At 49.2% G+C, this 22,926-nt stretch carries 18 protein-coding genes and 1 other RNA gene; 1 reads left to right on the top strand and 18 read right to left on the bottom strand.

The window, feature by feature from the left end:
* Positions 1-69: 69 nt before the first annotated feature.
* From FN001_RS00490 to FN001_RS00500, 3 genes are all read right to left on the bottom strand, one after another.
* The gene (locus FN001_RS00490; RefSeq protein WP_142410477.1) at positions 70-1,365 is read right to left on the bottom strand and encodes a CitMHS family transporter; all 1,296 of its coding nucleotides are present in this window, start codon (positions 1,363-1,365) and stop codon (positions 70-72) included.
* Between the two features lie 101 nt (positions 1,366-1,466).
* A complete protein-coding gene (locus FN001_RS00495; protein ID WP_142410478.1) occupies positions 1,467-3,734 on the bottom strand; it encodes a hydratase in 2,268 nt (755 codons plus the stop codon).
* A gap of 133 nt (positions 3,735-3,867) precedes the next feature.
* Positions 3,868-4,992, bottom strand: a complete 1,125-nt coding sequence (locus tag FN001_RS00500; protein WP_142410479.1) for a 2-methylaconitate cis-trans isomerase PrpF family protein — start codon at positions 4,990-4,992, stop codon at positions 3,868-3,870.
* Positions 4,993-5,263: 271 nt separating this feature from the next.
* Between FN001_RS00500 and FN001_RS00505 the strand changes: the two genes are divergently transcribed.
* On the top strand, positions 5,264-6,166 hold the full coding sequence (locus FN001_RS00505; protein ID WP_142410480.1) for a LysR family transcriptional regulator: 903 nt from the start codon (positions 5,264-5,266) through the stop codon (positions 6,164-6,166).
* A gap of 33 nt (positions 6,167-6,199) precedes the next feature.
* Here the strand turns inward: FN001_RS00505 and FN001_RS00510 are convergent, their stop codons facing one another.
* The 15 genes from FN001_RS00510 to FN001_RS00585 all read right to left on the bottom strand — a co-directional run bounded on the left by FN001_RS00510 (position 6,200) and on the right by FN001_RS00585 (position 22,825).
* Positions 6,200-7,600 carry a pyruvate carboxylase subunit B gene (locus tag FN001_RS00510; RefSeq protein ID WP_142410481.1) on the bottom strand — a complete coding sequence of 467 codons (1,401 nt, stop codon included), beginning with the start codon at positions 7,598-7,600 and terminating at the stop codon, positions 6,200-6,202.
* Positions 7,601-8,515: 915 nt separating this feature from the next.
* Complete coding sequence (locus tag FN001_RS00525) at positions 8,516-9,091, bottom strand: hypothetical protein (protein ID WP_117469377.1); 576 nt, start codon at positions 9,089-9,091, stop codon at positions 8,516-8,518.
* 311 nt (positions 9,092-9,402) lie between these two features.
* On the bottom strand, positions 9,403-9,900 hold the full coding sequence (locus FN001_RS18300) for a hypothetical protein (protein ID WP_242990605.1): 498 nt from the start codon (positions 9,898-9,900) through the stop codon (positions 9,403-9,405).
* A gap of 6 nt (positions 9,901-9,906) precedes the next feature.
* A complete protein-coding gene (locus FN001_RS18305; protein WP_242990604.1) occupies positions 9,907-10,251 on the bottom strand; it encodes a COG3415 family protein in 345 nt (114 codons plus the stop codon).
* Positions 10,252-10,449: 198 nt separating this feature from the next.
* Positions 10,450-10,794: RNase P RNA component class A (gene rnpB / locus FN001_RS00535), an RNA gene on the bottom strand.
* Between the two features lie 135 nt (positions 10,795-10,929).
* Positions 10,930-12,585, bottom strand: coding sequence for a nucleoside kinase (locus FN001_RS00540; protein WP_142410482.1), 1,656 nt, complete (start codon positions 12,583-12,585; stop codon positions 10,930-10,932).
* Positions 12,586-12,605: 20 nt separating this feature from the next.
* A complete protein-coding gene (locus FN001_RS00545) occupies positions 12,606-13,406 on the bottom strand; it encodes a Nif3-like dinuclear metal center hexameric protein (RefSeq protein ID WP_142410483.1) in 801 nt (266 codons plus the stop codon).
* Positions 13,384-14,181 (bottom strand): class I SAM-dependent methyltransferase, encoded by a 798-nt coding sequence (locus FN001_RS00550; protein WP_142410484.1) that lies wholly within the window; start codon positions 14,179-14,181, stop codon positions 13,384-13,386. Before FN001_RS00550 ends, FN001_RS00545 begins: the two co-directional genes overlap by 23 nt.
* Positions 14,182-14,206: 25 nt before the next feature.
* Entirely contained in the window at positions 14,207-15,331 is a 1,125-nt protein-coding gene (gene rpoD / locus FN001_RS00555; protein ID WP_118321184.1) for an RNA polymerase sigma factor RpoD, read from the bottom strand.
* A gap of 24 nt (positions 15,332-15,355) precedes the next feature.
* A complete protein-coding gene (dnaG, locus tag FN001_RS00560; protein ID WP_118532981.1) occupies positions 15,356-17,122 on the bottom strand; it encodes a DNA primase in 1,767 nt (588 codons plus the stop codon).
* 28 nt (positions 17,123-17,150) lie between these two features.
* Entirely contained in the window at positions 17,151-18,158 is a 1,008-nt protein-coding gene (locus FN001_RS00565; RefSeq protein WP_118321251.1) for a deoxyguanosinetriphosphate triphosphohydrolase, read from the bottom strand.
* Positions 18,159-18,610: 452 nt separating this feature from the next.
* Positions 18,611-20,074: a M20 family metallopeptidase gene (locus tag FN001_RS00570; RefSeq protein ID WP_142410485.1), complete on the bottom strand. Its 1,464-nt coding sequence runs from the start codon at positions 20,072-20,074 to the stop codon at positions 18,611-18,613.
* 193 nt (positions 20,075-20,267) lie between these two features.
* Positions 20,268-20,993, bottom strand: coding sequence for an amino acid ABC transporter ATP-binding protein (locus FN001_RS00575; RefSeq protein WP_142410851.1), 726 nt, complete (start codon positions 20,991-20,993; stop codon positions 20,268-20,270).
* Between the two features lie 10 nt (positions 20,994-21,003).
* A complete protein-coding gene (locus FN001_RS00580; protein ID WP_015554150.1) occupies positions 21,004-21,693 on the bottom strand; it encodes an amino acid ABC transporter permease in 690 nt (229 codons plus the stop codon).
* 160 nt (positions 21,694-21,853) lie between these two features.
* On the bottom strand, positions 21,854-22,825 hold the full coding sequence (locus FN001_RS00585; RefSeq protein WP_142410486.1) for a transporter substrate-binding domain-containing protein: 972 nt from the start codon (positions 22,823-22,825) through the stop codon (positions 21,854-21,856).
* Between the last annotated feature and the right edge of the window lie 101 nt (positions 22,826-22,926).

Below are 22,926 nucleotides of genomic sequence, written 5' to 3' on the forward strand. Positions count from 1 at the left end.
TTTTTGCATAATAAGTGAAAAAAGACCACCTCCATCCGGCTTTTCAGCCAGACAGGGTGGTCTTTTTTCTTAGAACTGGATCACGCCAACCAGCGTTGATAAGATCAGTACCGCAATGCTCGCCGGCCATACAAGGCGCAGGGAGTAGCGGATATGCTCGCTGATGGAGACGTCTGCAAGACCGAGGCCCACGTACACGGCTGCAACGGACGGGCTGATCGGAGTTGCCATTGTGGCTGATAAAAGGAAGGTTGCCGCTACCGTTTCCGGAGTGATGCCGAACGGCTGTACTACGCCGATAATAATCGGGAGAAGTGCGTAGTAGAAAGCATCCGTTCCAAGGATCATCAGGAGCGGTACGGAGAAGAGTGCCATGAACCAGTGCATGTGCGGTGCGATCACTGCCGGAAGTGCATTGACGATCGTCTCTGCCATCGCTTCCACCATGCCGGAGTCCTTGATAACTCCCATGAAGATTCCGACTGCAAATAAGGTGACAGTCATGACCATGGCATTAGAGCCGTACTCTTTGATCTTTTTGCTCTGTTCCTTGACGCTTTTAAAGTTTACGATGAGGGCGATCGCGTAAGCAACCATGAAGATCGAATATAACGGAATCGGAAGATCCATGAATAAGAAAACGAGCATCACGATCGTGAGGATCAGGTTAAACCAGTAGATGGCGTCATAGGTTACCTTCTTCTCCTCTGCCTTTTTCTGTTCGGACTCGATCTTTGCCGCATTTCCGGCGCCGTTTTTCTTTTCGATCATGGCAACTACAAATACGATCACAAATGCCATAAGAACCAGACATGCGATTCCCGGAATGATAAAACTGTAGAGATCACCGGCTTCCACACCAGCAACACTCGCTGCACGCATCGTCGGACCGCCCCACGGAACGATGTTCATCACGCCGTAAGCGCCGCACATTGCGCCGAGCAGAGCCTTCGGGCGGATTCCCATCTCCTTGCAGATCGGTAAGAACGCCGGAACTACGATTAAGAATGTAGTCGCACCGGATCCGTCTAAGTGTGCAACGAAGGTTGTGAGCACTGCCGCAACGAGGATCGTTGTCACATTCGTTCCCGCTTTTTTGATCAGGAAATTGATGATCGGATCAAAAAGTCCTTTATCGGACATCAATGTGAAATATGAGATGGAAAAGACGAACAGGATCGCGGTGCTTAACATGGAATTCATACCTGTTTTCACAAAACCCGCGATATCTTCCATTCCGAATCCTGCACATGCCGCTGCGATCAGTGGGAGAAGGATGAATGCCACAGGCGGAGCCATCTTTTCCCGGATGAGCACGTACATTAAGACGATCATGAGTACAAAGCCGATGATTGCCAGTTTCATATGTAATACCTCCAAATATTCGTGATACCCCTGTTTTCCAGCCCGCGGTCAGCGCGCAATTTCACGCTGACCGGACCGGCAGTATTGTATTATTTTAATATTTACGCTTCCTTATAGGAATTGATCAGGCTTCCCGCTAAAAGAACCTTCTTCTCTGCCTCGGTTACGCCGTTCAGCTCTAACTCAAGGTCGCGGACTGCGCCGTCTTTTCCGATCACTTTTGCCGTAAATCTTGTCGCACCGTCTTCCACTGCTTTGCGGATTCCCGGAAGATACAGGTACTCACCCGGCTCAAGAACAATCTCTTTTTCCGGACATGTGAACGGCAGAATTCCCCAGTTGACGCAGTTGCTGCGGTATCTCTTTGTCGCATACTCGATGCAGATGTTTGCAAGTCCACCGAGTACTTTCTGGCAGCTTGCCGCGTACTCTCTCGCAGAACCATCGCCCGGTCTCTTTGCGTAGAGGACAGATCCGATCCCGGTTGTCTTCATGAGTTCCTCGACCGGAGTGTCAACACCGACCGCCTTGAGTACCTGATAGAAGGTTCCTGCTTTCTCCTTATCGCCTGCAACTCTCGCCTTCTCGAACTCCTGTGCGGCTTTCGCGCGTCCCACATACTGCGGATCCTTCCGGATCAGGGTGAACTCAGAGATCTTGTACGGGTTGGAACGGTAGGAAGCTGTCTCACCGGACGGGATCAGCTCATCCGTTGTTGTCACCTCATCGCGGATCACGCTGGCAACCTGAAGAAGAAGGTTCTCGGTCAGTGCCGGCATCTTCGGCCAGTCTTTGATGGACGGACCGTAAACGATCTCTGTCTCCGGTTTTGCTTTTCCAAATCCATTATACACGATGTTGTCATAAATGTGCTCATTGAATTCATACTCCGGAGTCTCGTAAACAACCGGACAGTCCTCGGCGGAAGTCAGGTATCCGCCGTTAAATGCGGTCGCAGCGATCGACTTGGAATCCATTAAGGCAACGGAAGCAATCTGGCCGTTTGCCGGGTTGGAGCCTTCACGGTTCGGGAAGTTTCTCGTGCTGTGACGGATACAGAAATCGTTGTTTCCAGGTGCATCAGAAGCTCCGAAGCACGGTCCGCAGAATGCTGTCTTTACGCGGACGCCGTAATTCATTAAGTCATTTAAAACACCGATTTTATTTAACTCGTACATGATCGGCTGGGATGCCGGATAGATGTTGAACGGGAAGGTTCCGAGACCATGGTTCATTTTCTTTGCGATCTGGTCTACCGCGAAGATGTTCTCAAAGGAACCTGCTGCACATCCGGCGATCGCTGCCTGGTCAACCTTGATCTTACCGTTCTGGATCTTGGAGTGGAGGTCAAGATGAATGTCCTTGTTGTTCTCAAAGACGCGCTCTGCCTCTTTCTCTGTGAGTGTCATGTATTTTTCCGGATCAGCAATCACGTCTGCTAACGGATATGCGTTGCTCGGATGGAACGGAAGTGCGATCATCGGAATGATCGTGTCGAGGTTGATCTCAACGATTCCGTCATACATGGCTGCATGGCCCGGCTTCATCTCCTTGAAGTCATCCGGACGCTTGTGGATCTCGAAGTAGCGCTTTGTCTGCTCATCTGTCGCCCATACGGAGGAAAGACATGCGGACTCCGTCGTCATCGTATCGATTCCGTTTCTGAAGTCCATGGACATACTGGAAACGCCAGGACCAACGAACTCGAGGATTTTGTTCTTTACGAAGTTATTCTTAAATACTTTTCCGATAATGCTTAAGGCAACGTCCATCGGACCTACCCACGGCTTCGGTTTTCCGGTTAAGAATACCGCGATCACACCCGGATATTCGATCTCATAATATTTTCCGAGCATGGCCTTTGCAAGCTCCGGACCGCCCTCTCCGATGGAGATGGAACCCTGGGTTCCGTAACGGGTGTGGGAGTCGGAAACGATGGACATTCCGCCGGATTTTACGATCATCTCACGCATGTACTGGTGGATAACAGCCTCGTGCGGCGGTACGAAAATTCCACCGGATTTCTTACATGCGGACTCCGCATATTTGTGAACATCCGTGTTGATCGTTCCGCCTACCGCGCACAGACAGTTGTGGCAGTTTGTGAATACGCACGGCATCGGGAATTCCTTTAATCCACTGGCATATGCGGTCTGTAGGATTCCGACGTATGTGTTATCGTACACACCCATGGAATCAAACTGGATCTCCAGATTTTTCATGTTTCCGGAGTGGTTGTGAGCCGCTAACACCTGATAAGTCAGAGTCTCTTTTCTTCCTTCTTCCTCGGAAAGATTTGCAGCTTCTTCGGCTGTTGCGATCCTCTCGTTGTCAATGATGAACTGTTTTCCTTCATGCAATGTCACCATCTTGATTTCCTCCTGATTTTATTTTCTATTGTGAAACTCTTCGCTGTACTTTTGGGGTACTATCCCTGCGGGGTGCGGTATGGAGCTGACGCCTCGCAGGAATTTCAGATTGAAGGGTATTTGGGGACTTTATTTATTCTCTTACATATACATAGCCATCCATGATGCGGCGCGCAGTTCTTGTGACGCCGCCCTTGATGACATGGTCGCCGTCGATCTTGATGTCTACGGCAGTCACGCCGCTGGCATGTCCGAGGCGGACGATAGACTGACCCTCTTTCGGCTGAACAAGATCATTGACGATCGTTCCCGGAAGAAGTGCCGCAGCTCCTGTTCCGATGGAAACCGTGATCGGATATGCCTTGTGAAGGGAGCCGACAGATACCGCACGGACGCAGATATCCATCGTGTCAGCCGGAGTCAGGTTTCCGTCCATGTCTTTATAATCCTGCGGCTCAGAGATGATGGAAACCTTCGGCAGGGATGTTGATTTTGTTCTTGCGTCCTCCCAGTTTTCAACAAAGCCGCACGCCTTTGCTGCAAAACAGCGGATCCGTTCAATGTGTTCCATCACATCTTTGTTTGCATTTAACTCGGTAAGCTCGGTTCCCTTAATCCCAAGGTCTTTTGCACGCATAAACACGATCGTGTTGGAGCAGTCCACGATGGAAACCTCGATCGGACCGTAATCCGGAATATCAAATACATCCTTGCGGTTGCCTGTCGGGAACAGCTTTCCGGTTGCTGCACCGGCCGGTTCCATAAAGTACATGTCGATCCGGCTTCCTGTCCCCGGAACTCCGCGGATCACCTCATCTCCGTCCACCATCGCGTGACCGTCCTTCACACGGACATGCTCCTCGATGATCTTGTTTGTGTTGGTGTTGAGCACCTTTACGACCGTGATCGGCTCCACCGCCGGAACAAGTCCTTCATCGATCGCAAACGGACCGACCGCGGAGGAAATGTTTCCGCAGTTTGCCTTTTTATCGACATTCGGGATCACGATATCAACCTGTCGGAAGGAATAGTTAACATCCACATCCTCACGGTCGGATGGGGAAATGATCGCGATCTTGCTTGTGGAGGAAACGGTTCCTCCCATGCCGTCGATCTGCTTGACATCCGGGCTTCCCATAACCTTTAAGAACAGCTCGTCCCACTTGGACTGGTCCTTCGGAAGATCCTTCTCATGGAAAAATACAGCTTTGCTTGTGCCGCCGCGCATGTAAACGCATGGATATTTTGTCATATACATTGTCATTGCTCCTTACATTCTTTTTATTTATATGATATACTGAATTTGGATAACTAATTTTGATGATATCAGGACAGACACCACGAACTCAAACATTCTTCTGCCCGCATTTTTTAATTTTTTGCCTTTCCGGATTCATAAATTCGGGTTCATTACTAAGCAGCCCTTGAAGTCGCTGCACCTGTTTCACACAAACCGGGGCAAATTGCAGATATAAAAGGGATTCTGTGTAAACCAAACCGGTATCATATTTTAAGGAGGTTACAGCTTTATGAATGAACAGGACTATCAGCTTTTGATCGATCTCTATGAGACGAAAAACATCACAAAAGTTGCTGACCAGCACTTTCTGACCCAGCCGGCTCTTACGAAGCGGATCCGCCGCATCGAGGAGGAACTTGGTTCTGAGCTTCTGATCCGTTCCAGAAAGGGCGTGCTCTTTAACTCCGTCGGAGAATCTGTTGTCTCCTACTGCCGGCAGATGTGCGAGATGAATGAACAGCTCCGCAACTCCATTCATGCATCCAAAGGAGTGGTCGGAGGTTCTTTATCCATCGGTACTTCCATCAATTACTGCCGCTACCGTCTTCCGAGCGTTATGCGCCTTTACACGGAACAGTATCCGCAGGTCGATATCAGTATCTCGACCGGTCACAGCCAGACGCTGTTCCGGCAGCTTTCCGAGAGAAAATTTCCGCTCGCGATCCTCCGCGGAGAATATCCCTGGGAGGAAGGACGGATCCTCCTCTCCTCTGAACCGGTCTGCTTTGTCTGCAGCCGCGAGAACGCCGACCGCAATCCGGCAGAATATCCGTATATCAGCCACCGCACCGACCCGGAGGAAGAAAAACGTCTGAGCCAGTGGGTCCAGGAGAACGGATTCAACATCCAGAATTCCCGGATGATGCTCGATGACATCAACAGCTGCCGTGAGATGGCTGCCGCCGGACTCGGCTGGTCCACCCTTCCCGCCATCTGTCTCGGAGATTTTCCGGGAAAGGTGGTCCCGCTGTTTTTGAAGGATGGAACTCCTCTGCGCCGGAACACCTGGCTTTTTTACCACGCAGATAGCTATGAGCTTTTGCAGGTACAGAAATTTCTGGAGACCATCGAACAGTATGAGCGAAATACCGGGATCCAGATAACTTCCGGATCAGGATTTCGATCCCACTAATGCGTCGGGTTTTCATGAACGGCCTGCAAACATCTACCCGTTATATTTCTTTTCAAGGAACTCTCTGCCGACCTGCGGGAAGATCGCGTAGGTAAGGATATCTTCTTCTGTTCTTGCGATGTCCTTACACTCTTCGCAGATCTTCTCATATCCCGCCGGGATCAGGTCTGCCGGACGGCAGGTGATCGGCTTTTTGTCATCGCCGAGAATCCGCTTCTTTAACTCCTCGCTTACCGGTCCCGGAGCTTTGCCGTACTTTCCTTCCACATAGGCGGTCACTTCTTTCGGGATCATCTGATAGCGCTTTCCGGAGATCACATTGATCGTTGCCTGAGCACCGCACATCTGGGAGAATGGGGTTCCGAGCGGCGGATATCCGAGATCTTTTCTGACTCTGACAACCTCTTCCAGAACCTCAGGAAGTCTCTCCGGTGCTTTCATCTGCGCCAGCTGGAATTCCAGATTGGAACGCATTCCGCCAGGGATCTGATGGCGGACAACATTGATATCCACGCCCTGAAGTTTTGACTCAAATTCCTTATATTTCTTTCGTACTTCTTTTAAATACGCATTGATCGGTGCCAGCTTTGCATAGTCAAGACCGGTATCACGCGGGGTTCCCTTTAATACCGCGATGATGCTCTCTGCCGCCGGATGGCTTGTTCCAAGCGCAAATGCGGAGACATCCACATCGAGCACATCTGCGCCTGCTCTCGCCACTTCCCAGTATGTGATCTCTGTCATTCCGCCGGTGCAGTGGGAATGATAGTGAACCGGAACATTGACGGCTTTTTTCACAGCTGCCACTGTCTTTGCCGCCGTCGTCGGATCGATCATACCGCCCATATCTTCCAGGTGGACTGCGGTCGCTCCGATATTCACATAATCTTTTGCTGTCTGTACAAACGATTCAACAGTGTGTACCGGGCTGGAAGTAAACTGAATATTTCCTTCCACGCGTTTTCCGGCTTTCAGCGCTGCCTTCGCAGCACATGCACAGTTTCTGATATCGTTTAAGCCGTCAAAGATCAGGAAGATATCCATTCCATCCTCAGCCGTCTTTGTCACGAATCTCTCGACCACATCATCCGGATACGGAGTATAGCCTAAAAGATTCTGACCGCGGAGCAGCATGCGCAGCGGTGTTTTTTTACAGACTCTCTTGAATGCCTTCAGGCGCTCCCACGGATCTTCATTCAGATAGCGGATGCAGGAGTCGAATGTTGCTCCTCCCCACATCTCGATGCATTCGTATCCGAAGTCATCCATCTGCTCCAGGATCGGAAGCATGTCCTCCGTTCTCATTCTCGTTGCGATTACAGACTGCTGACCGTCGCGGAAATCCACCGACGCAAGTTTCACTGGTCCGTATTTTTCCGTTCCTTCCCATGTTCCGGGAGTATCGGCAGTTTTTGCTTTCTTCCAGAATCTCATAATTTCATCCTTTCCCTGTGTATGATCTTGTCTGACTGATCAACCATTTCTCTTTCTGAATTCATCATATCATCCGGTTATCATAAAGTAAAATTTCGTTTATTTATATAATTACATAACTTTTTTTCATTGTTAAGACGTAAAAAGACCGTCTTCCAAAACCTCGCGTTTCCGCTAAGTTTCAAAAGACGGTCTTAATTTCTTATTCAATTCTGAGCAAGACGATAAGCCGGGTTATGTCGTTGGATGGTCATCTAAAGTCTCGGCTGTGCACTGTCTCTTTCTTTCCATATCCGATTGAATGACCTAGACGCTTTCACATACCCTTTATGTTCCACATTATCTCTTTGCGAACAGCCATTGTTTTCAATGTCTTCTGCCATAGATGGTCATTCCTCCTTTCTCGGTCATACTCAAGACTCCTACTGATTCGGTCCTTCACCTCTCGGCTACTATGACCTCTGCTGACTTCTGTGCGTTCAGCATTGCTTTATGCAATGGTTACCTCTTTCAAGGCGTACCGCACAGACCTCCCTAGGTACCACACGTTTCTTCCTCTCCATCCATCTGCCTCATCTATCATGCATGATTCCGTGTAGTTATTGGGCTTCAACGTGTCTGGCAGTCTTACCCTCATGCATGACCTCATATGAGATTTCTGTTCGTCAGACCAGAGATTTGCCCGTGAGTTAGTATGTTCCTCACATCCAGCTTCCTCCAGATTCCATCTCACGATGGACACCCTTGCCTTCGGCTATATCCTTCCCACTACCGGGCGGATTCGGGACTTTGACCCGTTAGAAACGTGCGCCGCCAGGCGCACCAGAAAAAAAGCTGATAGAAAGATTTTTCTACCAACTTTTTTACGTATTAATACAATCAAACGCTATCTATATTATCCACCGAAATAATGGCTTACTCATTACTGTAATTGCTCTCAAAAAGTCCTTTTATTAAAGGGATCAGAGATTTATTATAATAATATTCATACATATTCGACTTATTAAATACATTTTCATCTTCTGAAATAAGCATAATTCCTTTGTTATTTTCTTCTGAAAATGTTGTATCAAGAATAAATACGTAAGATATAATCTTAAATAAATCTCCTTCATTGCTACTGTTAATTACATTTTTCCACTTTATTGGTTCCTTATAATAAAAGCTTATTAAAATATCTTGATTTGAAAGTTCTTTTTCTGAGAAAGTATTTAATATTTTTATTGGCGCATCCATATCTTTTAAATTGGCATCAGTAAGAGGCTCATTGATATCTTTAATAGTCTTCCACCAATTCCTTTCAATTAAAGCAACCACTTCTGAGAACTCCAACTGCTCCGGTGTTAAATATATTTCCGAAATACCATTATTTACTTTAATGCTTGTTGGTGTCGATAATACTGCTTGTGGAAAATCAATTCTATCATTACTGTGCCCACATGCAGATAACATCAACATCATAATAGATAGGGCAATAAAATACTTTTTCATATACTTACCTCCTAAGAATTCCTTAATATACATCATGTGCAATTTCCAAGATATTGCCAGAAATTGCATCTATATCAACATAATAGTTCAATTCATAAACAACTCCATCGACATTTACTTTGACGGGATAAACCAGTTTCCAAAATATCTTTCCCTTAAAAGTTTTTAAATCCTCCATACTAGTATGATTCACGCAAATTAGAAGCCTATTTCAAACTATCGTTTTATGCTAATTCTGGATAGACTTTCTCTTTCGTGAAATTGGTTTTGGTGCTTTTTTGTTTTTGTTTTCTGCTGAAGCAGCTCATACACTATGAAATCAATCTCTTCTTTAGAAAGGTCATAAAGTCAGAACTTTTATGAGTTTCACTTACTAATGGAATTGCTTCTCCTGAGAGCAAATCAATCGCTGCAAGCAGAGAGAGGGTCTCCAACCTGACATACTCATAATCTCGCTGATAGCCACTGCTTTTATCTGTATTCGGAATCGGTGGACGGTCTTCACCTGTGGTAGCAATTGCCTGAATTCCTGGCTTTTCATCATAAGACAGGGTATGTACGGCATCTTTCTCAAAGGGAATCAGTTTTCCATCCTTGTCAAACTGCATTTCAATCTGCTTGTGGATAACAAGGACATCATGCATTTTTGCATCAAACTCAGGATCCCGTCTTTCGCAGTAATAAGACACCTGAAATGGTTTGATCCTTGCATTGCTCAGAATTTTCCGAAGCGTTGTTTCAGCTACTGTTGCCCTACGAAGATGTCCTTCCGCTTCTGCTATAGAGTTGATGAATTTCCTGAAACTCATGGGATATCAGAATTCAGCAGAATAGCCGTAATCCTTCGGTTTTTGGCAAGCTTTACTGATTACCCAGGTGATATCGTCATCGGTGATTTCCGCTTTTCTTCCACGGCCGTTGTTATCATGTAAAGAAGCTTCAACACTGTTCTCTTTAAATTTATTAAGACAACGTTTTACCACACCGATTCCAATATCCAGTTTGTCAGCAATTGCTTCGTTAGATGCACCCTCAGATTTGAGCAGAAGGATTCTGGCACATTGATAAACGCGAATTTCCAAAGTGCTCTGAGTCAGCAGTTTATTTAAGTAAGATTTATCATCATCTGTTAAAGAAATAGTTTTAATTGTATTAGGCATAATTGACACCTCCGATGGTTCAATTGTACCATAAATAGGAATGTGAATTAAAATAGTTTGTTATTTAAAGTGGATTGTACTAGATAAAGCGTCATCATAATAGTACCCCAAAATTGATTCGATATTCTAAAAAGACCTCTTTTCAAAACCTTATCATTCGATCCTGAAAAGCGGTCTTCATCATTTTCCATATTCAATATTCTGAGCAAGACGATAAGCCGGGTTATGTCGTTGGATGGTCATCTATCTAGACCGTCCGTCACCGGACGGCTCAAGCGGCCTACCCGGAAGCAGACGGGCCGCCTTATGCTTCCTGTTTGGCCTTGCTTCGAGTGAGGTTTGCATGTGCCCTCCCTGTTACCAGTGAGGCGGTAGTCTCTTACACTGCCTTTCCACCCTTACATGTTTCCATGCGGTTTATTTCTGTTGCACTGTCTCTGAAGTCACCTTCGCCGGACGTTATCCGGCACCCTGCCCTTTGAAGCCCGGACTTTCCTCTCCTGCATCCCTTAGAACTGCAGCAGCGACCATCTGTCTTACTCAGAACTTGTTTATTTTAGCATATATTTATTTTGATGTCCAGACGTGTGTTTATATTTTTTTCGTTACGGCTTTTACAGATAATGTCCATATGGATGCATACTCCTATGAAAATACCACAGAAAAAAACGGATACAACTACACATTCAGACAGCTTCCCCCGATAAACTCCCTGAGAATCGAAGTCTTCGGGATCACATCACTGTCGATGGCAAGGAAATAATCCAGGAATTTGAGGAGCCGCTTCGCCTCATCATACTCTTCCCGGTCTCTCGGGATATTGAAGAGCAGCGGTTCCGCATAGAGCTTCAATACCGCAAGCTCATACACAAGCGCGGAGTTAAACATCACATCAGCGCTCTCCTGGTACGGGAAGATATTCTTGTCCTCGCCGCGGCGCACCGACGGCCAGCGCTCGATCGTCTCTAACGCGGAGGTTCCTCTCGTTCTCGCGTCCCGCACCATCCGGCGGATCAGTCGTCCGTCAGTTGTCGGGATCCGGTTGTGCTCATCCACATTCAACTGGGTCAGGGCGCTAATATAGATCTTAAATTTACTGTCCTTCGGAAGTTCTGAGGACATCGCGTCATTCAGGCAATGGATGCCCTCGATGACGAGAATATCCTTCTTTCCAAGCTTCAGCATTTCGCCTTTGTATTCCCTCTTACCGGTCTTAAAGTTAAACCGTGGAAGTTCGATGGTCTTACCGGAGAGCAGAGCGTTCATATCCTCATTAAACTGCGGAATATCCACGCACCCAAGCGCCTCAAAATCCGGCTGCCCGTTCTCATCAAGCGGATACTCTTCCCGGTTGCGGAAATAGTTGTCCACGGAGATCGGATGCGGATTGTATCCCAGCGCCGCAAACTGGGTTGAAAGCCTGTGGCTGAAGGTTGTCTTACCGGACGAAGACGGTCCCGCGATCATCACGATCCTGCGGTCCGGATCCTTCACTGCCTTCTCAGCAACCTGACCGATATTTTTCTCCTGCAGCGCCTCCTGCATCAGGATCAGATCCTGTCCCTTCCCGTCCGCGATCATCTTATTCAGAGCACCGACATTCGGGACCTCAAGGCTGTCACTCCAGCGATACGATGAATGAAGGATCGAGAACAGCTTCTCCCTGACCGCCGGATGCTCCACATGCTTCGGATCCGATTTCACCGGAAGCAGCAGCAGAAATCCCGCATGGCACGGCACCAGATCAAAATACTTCACATAACTCGTGTCCGGGACCATATACCCGTAAAAATAGTCCTCAAACTCCCCGATACTGTAAATATTCACCCGAGATGCCCGCCGGTACTGGAACAGCTGCTCCTTATCATGCATCCCATGCTTCCCGAACAGCTCCACCGCATCATCCGTGTTGATGCTCCGCTTCTTGACCGGGATTGCCGCATCCCGCAGCTTCTCCATCTGCGCCTTTACCTTTAAAAGCAGCTTCTCATCCACTGGGACATCCCCGACAAGCTCCCCGTAAATTCCGTTTCCAAGCGCAAAATCGATCTGGATCTTCCTGATCTTCTCTCTCGGGACCACCTCATAAAACGCCTTCAGCATCAGAAAGATCGCACTGCGCTCATATGTCTTATACCCGGCATTCCCCTCCGCCGTGATAAACGAAATCTCCGAATCCTCCGTCAAAGTCTTATCCAGCTCCCTGAGCTTTCCATTCACTCTCACAAGCAGAATATCATTCTCATACTGATCCTGAAAATCCCTCGCGATCTCCAGATATGTAGTCCCCTCCGGATAAACCTTCCCGATTCCATTCGCCTTCACAACTGCCATAAAACCGCCTCCAATCCATCCTATATCACCACCGCCGGAAACTTCACCGCCATCTTCTCGATCGCAACTTCCTCCGGCAATTTATCCCGCAAAAATCCCTCCATAAAGTCCATAAACACATGCTCCAGCCCATAATGCCCCGCATCAATGATCATCATCCCCTGGGCCGCCGCATCGATTCCCTCATGGTGACTGATATCCCCGGTAATAAACACCTGCGCTCCTGCACGAAGCGCCTCCCGGATCTCACTTCCTCCGGCACCCGGACAAGTCGCCGCTCTCGTCACCGGCTCATTTTCATAAAGCTCACTCCCGTAGACCGTGACAAACGGCAGTCCAAACCGGTTCTTCACCTCTCTCGCAAGCTCCGGACCCGTCATCGGCTTCTTCAAAGTTCCCGTCTTTCCGATTCCATAAGCAGTTCCCGAAAGCTCTCCCATAAGCTCCAGCGGCTTCTGATCCACAAAATTCAGCCGGTCCGCGACAATATCCGCCATACATCCCGGGGCCGAGTCAAAATTCGTGTGCATCGCATAATAGGACACGTCCGCCTGGATCAGGGAGACAAGACGTTTTCCGATAAAATCCTCATCGGAAACATGCTTCACCGGCTTAAAGATCAGCGGATGATGACTCAAAAGCATGTCCGCACCGATCTTCTTCGCCCGCTCCACCGCCGCATCATCCGCGTCCAGTGTCAGCAGGATCTTCTTTACATCCTTATCCATACGCCCAGCAAGAAGTCCCGGATTGTCCCAGTCACAGGCACAGGACTTCGGCGCAAGCGTCTCTAAAATATCAATGATCTCCCTGCATTTCATGCTGTACCTCCTGATTTTCCCTCAACTGTACTTTTAACTCCGAAAGACGTTCAGCCACCCGCTCCGAAGAACCGGCCTTTGCGGAAAGATCCCCGATAAAACAAGCGAGCTTTTCCTCTTCCTCTTTCAGATATGTAAGAAGCACCGGATTTTTCGTCCGGATCAGATAATCCCCGTAGAGTATCCGGCTGTCCTCAGAAAGTCCGGAAAGCCCACTGGCGGAAGCTGCATCCTGCGCATTCCCATCTGCCTGATCTGCACCTTTCAGAGCATCTGCCGCCTGATCAGCGTCACCGGAACCTCTTCTTCGGACATCCATCACCGTATAATACTTCCCGTCCTCTAAGAGCATATCTTCCCTGCGGATCTCAAACCCGTTTTCCAGAAGCCATCTGCGGACCTTAAAGATCTCCGACTGCGGGGACAGCACCCACTGGGACACGGAATCCCACATGTGCCTTCCGTTCTCCAGGATCTTAATGATCAGCTCACCGCCCATTCCGGCGATCACGACCGAGTCCGCCTCCCCAGGCAGCAGCTTTGCAACCCCGTCTGAGAGTCTTGTCGCGATCTTCTCCGAAAGTCCTGCGAGCGCAATATTCTCCGTTGCACGGGAAAGCGGTCCCTTCCGCACATCCATCGCAACTGCCTTTTTTACGATTCCTCTCCGGACAAGTTCCACCGGCACATGCCCGTGGTCCGTCCCAACGTCTGCCGCGGATTCTCCCGTTTCCACGAACGAGAGCACCATCTCCAGGCGTTCTGATAATTTCATATATGTTTCTCCATTCTTTTTTCGCTTATTCGTCCAGATAATCCTTTAAAACCTTGCTTCTGCTCGGATGGCGCAGTTTCCGGAGCGCCTTCGCCTCGATCTGCCGGATCCGCTCCCTCGTCACATTGAACTGTCTTCCGACCTCCTCCAGCGTCCTCGGTCTCCCATCATCCAGACCAAACCGTAGCCGCAGGACCTTCTGCTCCCGCTCCGTGAGCGTTGAAAGGACCTCCATCAGCTGTTCATGGAGCAGTGTGTATGTCGCGGCATCCGCCGGCACTTCCACGTTGTCATCCTGGATAAAATCTCCAAGATGGCTGTCCTCCTCCTCACCGATCGGCGTCTCCAGGGACACCGGATCCTGGGAGATCTTCATGATCTCTCTCACGCGGTCTACCGGCATATCGAGCTCTTTCGCAAGCTCCTCCGGCGTTGCCTCTCTTCCGAGTTTCTGTACCAGCTGGCGCTGTGTTCTCACAAGCCGGTTGATCGTCTCGACCATATGGACCGGGATCCGGATCGTTCTCGCCTGGTCCGCGATCGCGCGGGTGATCGCCTGACGGATCCACCAGGTCGCGTAAGTGCTGAACTTGTATCCCTTCCGGTAATCAAACTTTTCCACGGCCTTGATGAGTCCGAGATTTCCCTCCTGGATCAGGTCCAGAAGCTGCATCCCGCGTCCCACATAGCGCTTTGCGATGCTGACCACAAGACGTAAATTGGCCTCGGCGAGCTTCTTTTTCGCCGCCTCATCCCCAAGCTCGATCTTCTTTGCCAGCTCGATCTCCTCATCAGGGGAGAGCAACGGCACTTTCCCAATCTCCTTTAAATACATCCGGACAGGGTCATCCACGCTGACTCCTTCCGGAACTGAGAGGTCGATATGTTCCATATCGATCTCATCCTCCGGGTCCGGATCTTCATCCTCTGTGAACAGATCCGGATCCATATCGTCATCGTTTGACATTTTTAAAACATCAACATGCTTTTTATCCAGGAAGTCATATATGCGGTCCAGCTTCTCAGGTGTCAGTTCTTCCCCCGCAAACGCATCGTGAATGTCCTTCTCTTCCAGGACATTCTTTTTGCTCTTTGCGAGTTCCAGAAGTTTTGATAACTTCTCGTCAAATGTAAGTGTTTTTTCCTCCATAATTCCATCCTTCCCGGCTGGATTCTAGTCCAGTGTGATATTCAGGGCAGCAAGTTCCGACTGCTGCCTGATAATTTCCTGTAATTCTCTGATGTCTGCAGTCTTTCCCTTCACATCCAGACTGTGTTTCTTGATCTTTTTGACTGTCTCGGAAAACGCTCTCCTCTGCTCCTCATTATTTAAGGATTCACTGAGTGTCGCATGGAACAGGGCAGCTACTTCCCTGTATTGTTCCTCGCCCTCGATGAAATGATTCAGGATCTGGGCAGGGTTCACGCTTCCTGTTTTTTCATATTCCTCAAACACCATGGACGCTGCTTCCCGATAGAGTTCATCATCGAAATCCTCCGGCGTGATGATGCCGCGGATCTTTTCGAACAGCTCCGGCCGCTCGATGAGCCATGTGAGGAGCAGTCTCTGGGATTTCCGGATCCCGTCCTCCTTCTCCTTTTTCTGTCGGATCCGCTCTTTGTCATACTCGCGCTCTCTTGTCGTCACTCCGATGAGTCCACCCATGGAATTCACGAGATTTTTGAGGTCTGCCTCCGGGATCATATACTCCCTGGCAACGGCTTCCGTATAGTTATCCCTCTCAAGCTTTTCCGGGAATTCCAGCAGCTTCTTCGCGACGGCATTATAAAATCCTGTCTTTGACTCCGGATCCTGCATGTTGTACTGGTTCCGGATCACCGAGATCTCGAACATGAAACTCCCGACTGCGTTGTCGATCCGCTTCTGGAACTCCTCTTTTCCGAGGTTCTTGATAAACTCATCCGGATCTTTATACGGCTTCATGTTTAAAACCTTGATGGACATCCCGACTTCTTTCAGGATCGGGATCGCCCGGAGCGCCGCTTTCACGCCGGCTCCGTCGCTGTCGTAGGTCAGGATCACCTGATCCGTATATCGCTTTAACAGCATCGCGTGCTGGGACGTAAATGCGGTCCCTAAGGATGCCACGGCATTCGTAAAGCCCGCCTGGTGCATCGCGATCACATCGACATATCCCTCGCAGACCAGCATATATTTCGCCCTGGACGTTCTTGCGAAGTTCAGTCCATAAAGATTCCGGCTCTTATCGAAGATCTTCGTCTCCGGGGAGTTTAAATACTTCGGCTCCCCATCCCCCATCACACGTCCGCCGAAGCCGATGACGCGGTTGTTGACGTCCAGGATCGGGAACATGACGCGGTTCCAGAACTTATCCCTTGCCCCGCGCTCATCAATAAAGAAGAGGCCTGTCTCTTTTAAGATATCATCGTGATACCCTTTCGATCGCATATACCGGTACAGATCATCCGGCACTTTGCTGGAATATCCAAGTCCGAAATGGCGGATCGTATCATCGCTCAGCCGCCGCTTTTCCTTCAGGTAATCATATCCGATCTTGCCGGCTGGCTGCTTTAGCTGGTAATAAAAGAAATTTGCGGCAAGGCGGTTGATCTCCAGGAGCGTATTTTTTAAGCTTGCCTGGGCCTTTGCTTCCTTCGAATATTCCATCTCCGGCAGCGCGATCCCGGCGCGGTCCGCCAGCATCTTCACAGCCTCCACAAAGGTATAATTTTCATATTCCATCACGAAGGAGATCACGTTTCCTCCTGCTCCGCAGCCAAAACAGTAGTACATCTGCTTCGATGGGGAGACAGAAAACGACGGGGATTTCTCGTTATGAAACGGGCACAGGCCGAAATAGTTTGCGCCCTTTTTCTTCAGATTTACATACTGGGACACGATATCCACGATATCATTCCTCGTCCGTACCTCCTCGATCACTTCTTCCGGATAATACACGTTTCATCCCTCCCACAATGCGTATTTTTTATATCTTCCATGCCTTCGGCACAAATAATTCCTCAAACCGGTCGATCGCGTATCCGTCGCTCATCCCGGCAATATAATCGCAGACGACCCGCTCTTTCTTCTCACCGCGGGTCTCCATCATCATCCGGAATTCCTCCGGAAGCTCGTCCACATGTTTCAGATAATATTCATAGAGCGTCACGATCAGCTGCTGCGCTCTTCCCTCCTCGCCTTTTGCGGCCGGATTCCGGTAGACATGCTCGAACATCCACTCTCTCATCCCGCGCATCGCCCGCTCCACATCCGGAGACATGAAGATCGACGGCTTGTCCATGCTGTTGTTGATGATATCATGGATCATGATATTCAGGCGGTCCTTTACCGTATCACCGAGGACATCCGCAAACTCTCTGGGGATATCTTTCTCGGTGATGATCTTCCCGCGGATCGCATCATCGATGTCATGATTGATGTACGCGATCTTATCAGAGAAGCGGACGATCTTTCCCTCCAGCGTCGCAGGGTTTCCTGACGTTCTGTGATTTAAGATCCCGTCGCGCACTTCCTTCGTGAGGTTTAATCCCTGTCCTTTTTTCTCCAGGACCTCCACGATCCGGACACTCTGTTTAAAGTGGGCGAAACCGTCCTCACAGATCTCATTTAATATGTACTCGCCAGCATGTCCGAAAGGCGTATGTCCGAGATCATGTCCCAGCGCGATCGCCTCCGTCAGGGATTCATTCATCCGAAGCGCCTTTGCGATCGTCCTGGCGATCTGGGAGACCTCCAGCGTGTGCGTCAGCCTCGTGCGGTAGTGGTCGCCTTCCGGGGCCAGAAAGACCTGTGTCTTGTCTTTCAGGCGGCGAAATGACTTGCTGTGCAGGATCCGGTCACGGTCCCGCTGGTAGGCAGGACGAACATCACAGGGGACTTCCTCGCGGTCCCGCCCCAGCGTCTCACTGCTCAGAGCAGCATACGGGCTGAGATTCTGGCGTTCCCATTGTTCCATCGTTTCCCTGATATTCATATCCATCCGCTCCTTTCTGCCGTGAAAACACATCAGCAGGCTCCACGACCGCAGCGACATCTTACGGAATCTTCAATTCAGAAAATTTCCGCCACCGAAAGCAACCATTTGTTCTCCTATCTGAAAATATACTTTTATATTATACCACATTTTTGCGTGTTTTAGAACCGCGATTCCTATCTTTTCGCTGAAAAATGTGTAAAAAATCTGTAAATTGGCGAAATCTGCAGATATGGTTTCATTTTACGGAATTGGCCGAAGTAACAAGTGAAAACATGCTTCGCGTGTTTCCCCTTGTTATCGCGACAGTCGCCAAGGTCTCGCGCAAGCGCGGACTTTGGCTCGTTGTCCGCGTAAAAAGCCGGACAGCTCTGTGCAGCAAACGTCTGCTGCATGATCTGTCCGGCCGGACTTACGACCAGTCTATTTTGTTTTCGTAACTATCTGCACAATTACATCTTCTCGCCCGGAACGACCGGAACCGCGTCCTTCGGGATCGGGCAGATGTAGCCGCCGTAGCGTTTCATCTTCTTATTGAACTCATCTTTCGCCGCCTGAAGAACATCCGGCTTCTCCATGAGATCGATCGCGGTAGCCGCGATGACCTTTCCCGCTAACAGCATGTTCTTGTGGGCAATGGATGTCCGTCCACAGGAGACATTCTGCCAGGAATGTCCCGGCGCCTGTGCAGGGAATGTGGAAGTGTTGATCTGCGCCGTTGGAATGCACCAGCTCACGTCACCGACATCCGTGGAGCCCATTCTCGGTTTCTCATAGTAGAGATACGGGACAAGGAACTCATTCATCGGTGTTGTGCCGTGTTTGGACTTCTCATCAACATATTCGTAGATATCGCTGCTGTCCTCCGTCGCATCTCCCGGAAGCTTGTCGGACTTCATCTCAACGGAATCGTAGAGGGCTTTCGCATACTTTAATTCTTCCTCCGTGTAATGGCAGACACCGAGATCGTTGAAGTTGTCCCACATAAGGGACTCCAGAACCTTGTTCGGGACGGTATTGGAGCAGCCATCGATAAACTTCTTCTCCATCTTTGTATCTGTCATCATGGATGCTGCAAGAGCGATCCGGTCGACTCTCTCCTGAAGCTCCAGCGCGTCCTTTACCCAGATGGAGCGGACCATATAGAGGACCTGTGCCTTCGGCTGTACCACGTTTGGAGAATCTCCACCGGCATCCGTGATGGAGTAATGGATCCTCGCGCTGTCCGGCATATGCTCTCTTAAGAACTGGACACCGATATTCATAAGCTCCACCGCATCGAGGGCAGAACGTCCCTTGTCCGGCGCGCCCGCTGCATGGGAGGCAACTCCGGTAAACTTATACTCTGTCTGGATACAGGTGTTGCAGGTACCGGAAGTGACCTGATTCACATTCCCCGGATGCCAGGTGAGAGCCGCGTCGCACTCCGCAAACACGCCGTCTCTTGCCATAAATGCTTTTGTAGCGGCACCTTCCTCACCAGGACAGCCGTAAAGGATTACCTTACCGCTTCCCTCACCTTTTTCTTCCAGATATTTCTTGATGGCAAAAGCCGCAGCCATGGCCCCCGCACCTAAAAGGTTGTGGCCGCAGCCGTGGCCGTTTCCGTCTGTGACAAGCTCTTTTCTGGTCTCAGATCCGGCGATCTGGGAAAGACCTGTCAGGGCATCATACTCAGCCAGAATTCCGATCACCGGCTTTCCGGAACCGTAGGAAGCACGGAATGCAGTCTCAATGTTGTCAAAGGGATGTTCGACAGTAAATCCTTCTTCTTTTAATACCTTTGCATAAAGCTCACCGGATTTGTACTCTCTCAGGGAAAGCTCCGCATAGTCCCAGATCTTATCGGATACGTCGGTGATCACGCCGGATTTCTCGTCGATATAATCGAAGGCTGTCTGTTTGGATGCTGCCATGTCATGTTCTCCTTTCAAAAATCCCGCCAGGTAAGACTCCAGGAGTCTCCCTGAACGGGATATGATTTACGCGAGCAACGAGCCAAAGTCCATGCTTGCATGAGACCTTGGCGACTGCCGCGATAACTTGAGAAGCTCGCAAAGCGTGTTTCTCATAGTTCCTGTTAAAACAGCTTTTCCCGCTGTTCTTTCATCAGTATAATACCTTGCTTAAAAATTCCTGCGTTCTCGGGTTCTGCGGATGGTTGAAGACCTCTTCCGGAGTACCTTTCTCCGCGATCACGCCGCCATCCATAAAGAATACACGGTCGGAAACCTCCCTTGCAAATCCCATCTCATGGGTAACGATCACCGTGGTCATGCCTGTCTTAACAAGACCCTTGATAACATGAAGGACCTCTCCTACCATCTCCGGGTCAAGGGCGGAAGTCGGCTCGTCAAAAAGCATAACGTCCGGTTCCATCGCCAGCGCACGCACGATCGCAAGACGCTGTTTCTGTCCGCCGGAGAGCTTCTTCGGGAACTGGTTCTCCTTATCCGCAAGACCAACGCGGTTTAAAAGCTCCCGCATCATCTCGTCAGCTTCCTTCTGGGTTTTCTTTCCGAGAAGGACAGGGGCAAGCGTTACGTTCTTTCCAACTGTAAGATTATTGAATACATTAAAGTGCTGGAATACCATTCCCATCTTCTGGCGATGAAGGTTGATATCCACATTCTTGTCGGTAATGTCGGTTCCCTCAAAATAGATCTTTCCGGATGTCGGCGTCTCAAGGAGGTTTAAGCAGCGTAAAAATGTACTTTTACCGCCGCCGGACGGTCCGATAACAGACACAACCTCACCCTGGTCGACATGCTCAGTAACACCTTTTAATACCTGAAGACTGCCGAAGGATTTATGCAGATCTTCTACACGGATCAGTTCTTTTTCATTAGCGCTCACTTGCGTTCATCCTCCTCTCCAGTAAGGCAATCAGCTTGGACATGATAAATGTCACGCCGAAGTAAATGATACCAACGATGGTTAACGGCTCAAGTACACGGAATGTAAGACCGTTGATGGTCTTAAACTGGGTCATAAGCTCTCCGATAAAGAACGTGGATGCCAGAGATGTCTCCTTGACGATTGCTACGAACTCGTTGCAGAGTGCCGGAAGAATATTCTTAACTGCCTGCGGGAGAACGATATGGATCATGGTCTGGCGCGCGTTTAAGCCCAGAGAACGGGCAGCTTCAGTCTGTCCGACATCGACAGCCTGGATACCTGCGCGGACGATCTCACAGACATAAGCGGTGGAGTTTACGCAGCATGCAGTCATAACGCATGTAAACTCGCTCAAGTTGAAGAACGGGAGCCAGGTCGGCAGCATAAAGTAGAAGAAATATAACTGCAGCAGGATCGGCGTACCGCGGATAATTTCGACATAAACGGTAGCGATCAGCCGGAGCGGCTTAAATTTTCCGATGCCCACGTTGCTGCGGCGCATCAGTGCCATCAGAGAACCGAAAACGGTACTGATGAGGACGGTGAGGAGACCCATAAACAGTGTCATTCCAAGACCCTGTAAGAATAAGTTCCAGTACTTCATCCAGACTTTTAACATGACGTTAAGAAACTCCATCTGGAAAACTCCTTTCGTAGATAAAACTTGAAAACAGACAAAGGTCTTTCCGGCATTTTCACCGGAAAGACCGAGCTCTGTAATTTCTGTAACCTGAAGCGATAACCGATTCCGTCCTGCGCTGATTTTCCATCACGGAACGAAACGATCTGCTCCGAAATTAGTGTGTCTCGACGCCGAGCTTATCAGCAAGAGCAACTGCCTCTTCCTTCCACTGCTCGTAGAGACCTTTCTCGTTAACTTCAACGATCACTTCGTTGATCGCATTTAAGAGATCGTCATCACCTTTCTTGACTGCGATAACGTTACCATCGCTTGTGTAGTCGAACTTGAAGTCTGCCATTGCGATATCGTCGTATGTCTTTGCAAGGGATTCACCGTTATCACCGGATACAGCAAGTGCGTCAACCTTACCTGTTGTTAACATCATAACACCGTCTGTTACATTTGTCACTAACTGGATCTGAACATCAGACGGAAGCTGCTCTGTTGCAAGCTTGTTCTGTAAGGTTGCGTTCTGGGTAGCAACTTTCTTTCCTGCGAAGGATTCTGCTGTATTGTACTGGGAAGCGAGCTCCTTCTTAACTAAAAGACCCTGACCCTTCTTCGCGTTTACGTTGTAACGCTCGGAAAGTCCCATAGCCTCTGCACGCTCATCTGTGTAAGCGAAGCCGGAGATACCCATATCAATGTTTCCGGAAGTAACTGCCTGCTGGATCGCGGAGAACTCCATCGGCTTGATCTCAAGTTCTACGCCAAGCTTCTTTGCGATGTATTTTGCAAGCTCCACATCAGCACCGACATACTCGGTTGTTCCGCTGCTGACATCCTTGAATTCCCACGGAGCGAAATCCGGAGATGTTCCCATCGTGATCTTTCCTGCCGCAAGAACTTTTCCGAGATGGCCATTCGGATCTACATTCTCAAGTGCCTTTAAGGAACCTTCCGCTGCGGCTGCTGCCTCTGTCTTATCCGCTTCCTTTGATTCAGCCGCTGTTGTCGCGTCGGCTGTTGTTGTCTCAGCTGCCGTTGTTGCTGCTGCCGTTGTCTCAGTGGTCTTGGAGCTTCCGCATCCTGTAAGAGCAGCAATGACCGCTGCTGTTGTCATAGCTAAAACGATGTTCTTCTTCATAATCGATCCTCTCCTCTTTGTTTCTATCTTTTTCTATGTCTCACATGTGTGATGTTGATACGCATTATAATGTATAATTATTCTTTTGTAAAGCACTTTTT

It is taken from the genome of Clostridium sp. Marseille-P7770 (assembly GCF_902143525.1).
Lineage (GTDB): Bacteria > Bacillota > Clostridia > Lachnospirales > Lachnospiraceae > Pilosibacter.

What these genes read in the sequence shown, in the direction of transcription:
- FN001_RS00490 (WP_142410477.1), bottom strand. Translation starts at nt 1,365, where the DNA reads ATGAAACTGGCAATCATCGGCTTTGTACTCATGATCGTCTTAATGTAC.
- FN001_RS00495 (WP_142410478.1), bottom strand. Translation starts at nt 3,734, where the DNA reads ATGGTGACATTGCATGAAGGAAAACAGTTCATCATTGACAACGAGAGG.
- FN001_RS00500 (WP_142410479.1), bottom strand. Translation starts at nt 4,992, where the DNA reads ATGTATATGACAAAATATCCATGCGTTTACATGCGCGGCGGCACAAGC.
- FN001_RS00505 (WP_142410480.1), top strand. Translation starts at nt 5,264, where the DNA reads ATGAATGAACAGGACTATCAGCTTTTGATCGATCTCTATGAGACGAAA.
- FN001_RS00510 (WP_142410481.1), bottom strand. Translation starts at nt 7,600, where the DNA reads ATGAGATTCTGGAAGAAAGCAAAAACTGCCGATACTCCCGGAACATGG.
- FN001_RS00525 (WP_117469377.1), bottom strand. Translation starts at nt 9,091, where the DNA reads ATGAAAAAGTATTTTATTGCCCTATCTATTATGATGTTGATGTTATCT.
- FN001_RS18300 (WP_242990605.1), bottom strand. Translation starts at nt 9,900, where the DNA reads ATGAGTTTCAGGAAATTCATCAACTCTATAGCAGAAGCGGAAGGACAT.
- FN001_RS18305 (WP_242990604.1), bottom strand. Translation starts at nt 10,251, where the DNA reads ATGCCTAATACAATTAAAACTATTTCTTTAACAGATGATGATAAATCT.
- FN001_RS00540 (WP_142410482.1), bottom strand. Translation starts at nt 12,585, where the DNA reads ATGGCAGTTGTGAAGGCGAATGGAATCGGGAAGGTTTATCCGGAGGGG.
- FN001_RS00545 (WP_142410483.1), bottom strand. Translation starts at nt 13,406, where the DNA reads ATGAAATGCAGGGAGATCATTGATATTTTAGAGACGCTTGCGCCGAAG.
- FN001_RS00550 (WP_142410484.1), bottom strand. Translation starts at nt 14,181, where the DNA reads ATGAAATTATCAGAACGCCTGGAGATGGTGCTCTCGTTCGTGGAAACG.
- rpoD (WP_118321184.1), bottom strand. Translation starts at nt 15,331, where the DNA reads ATGGAGGAAAAAACACTTACATTTGACGAGAAGTTATCAAAACTTCTG.
- FN001_RS00565 (WP_118321251.1), bottom strand. Translation starts at nt 18,158, where the DNA reads ATGAATATCAGGGAAACGATGGAACAATGGGAACGCCAGAATCTCAGC.
- FN001_RS00570 (WP_142410485.1), bottom strand. Translation starts at nt 20,074, where the DNA reads ATGGCAGCATCCAAACAGACAGCCTTCGATTATATCGACGAGAAATCC.
- FN001_RS00580 (WP_015554150.1), bottom strand. Translation starts at nt 21,693, where the DNA reads ATGGAGTTTCTTAACGTCATGTTAAAAGTCTGGATGAAGTACTGGAAC.
- FN001_RS00585 (WP_142410486.1), bottom strand. Translation starts at nt 22,825, where the DNA reads ATGAAGAAGAACATCGTTTTAGCTATGACAACAGCAGCGGTCATTGCT.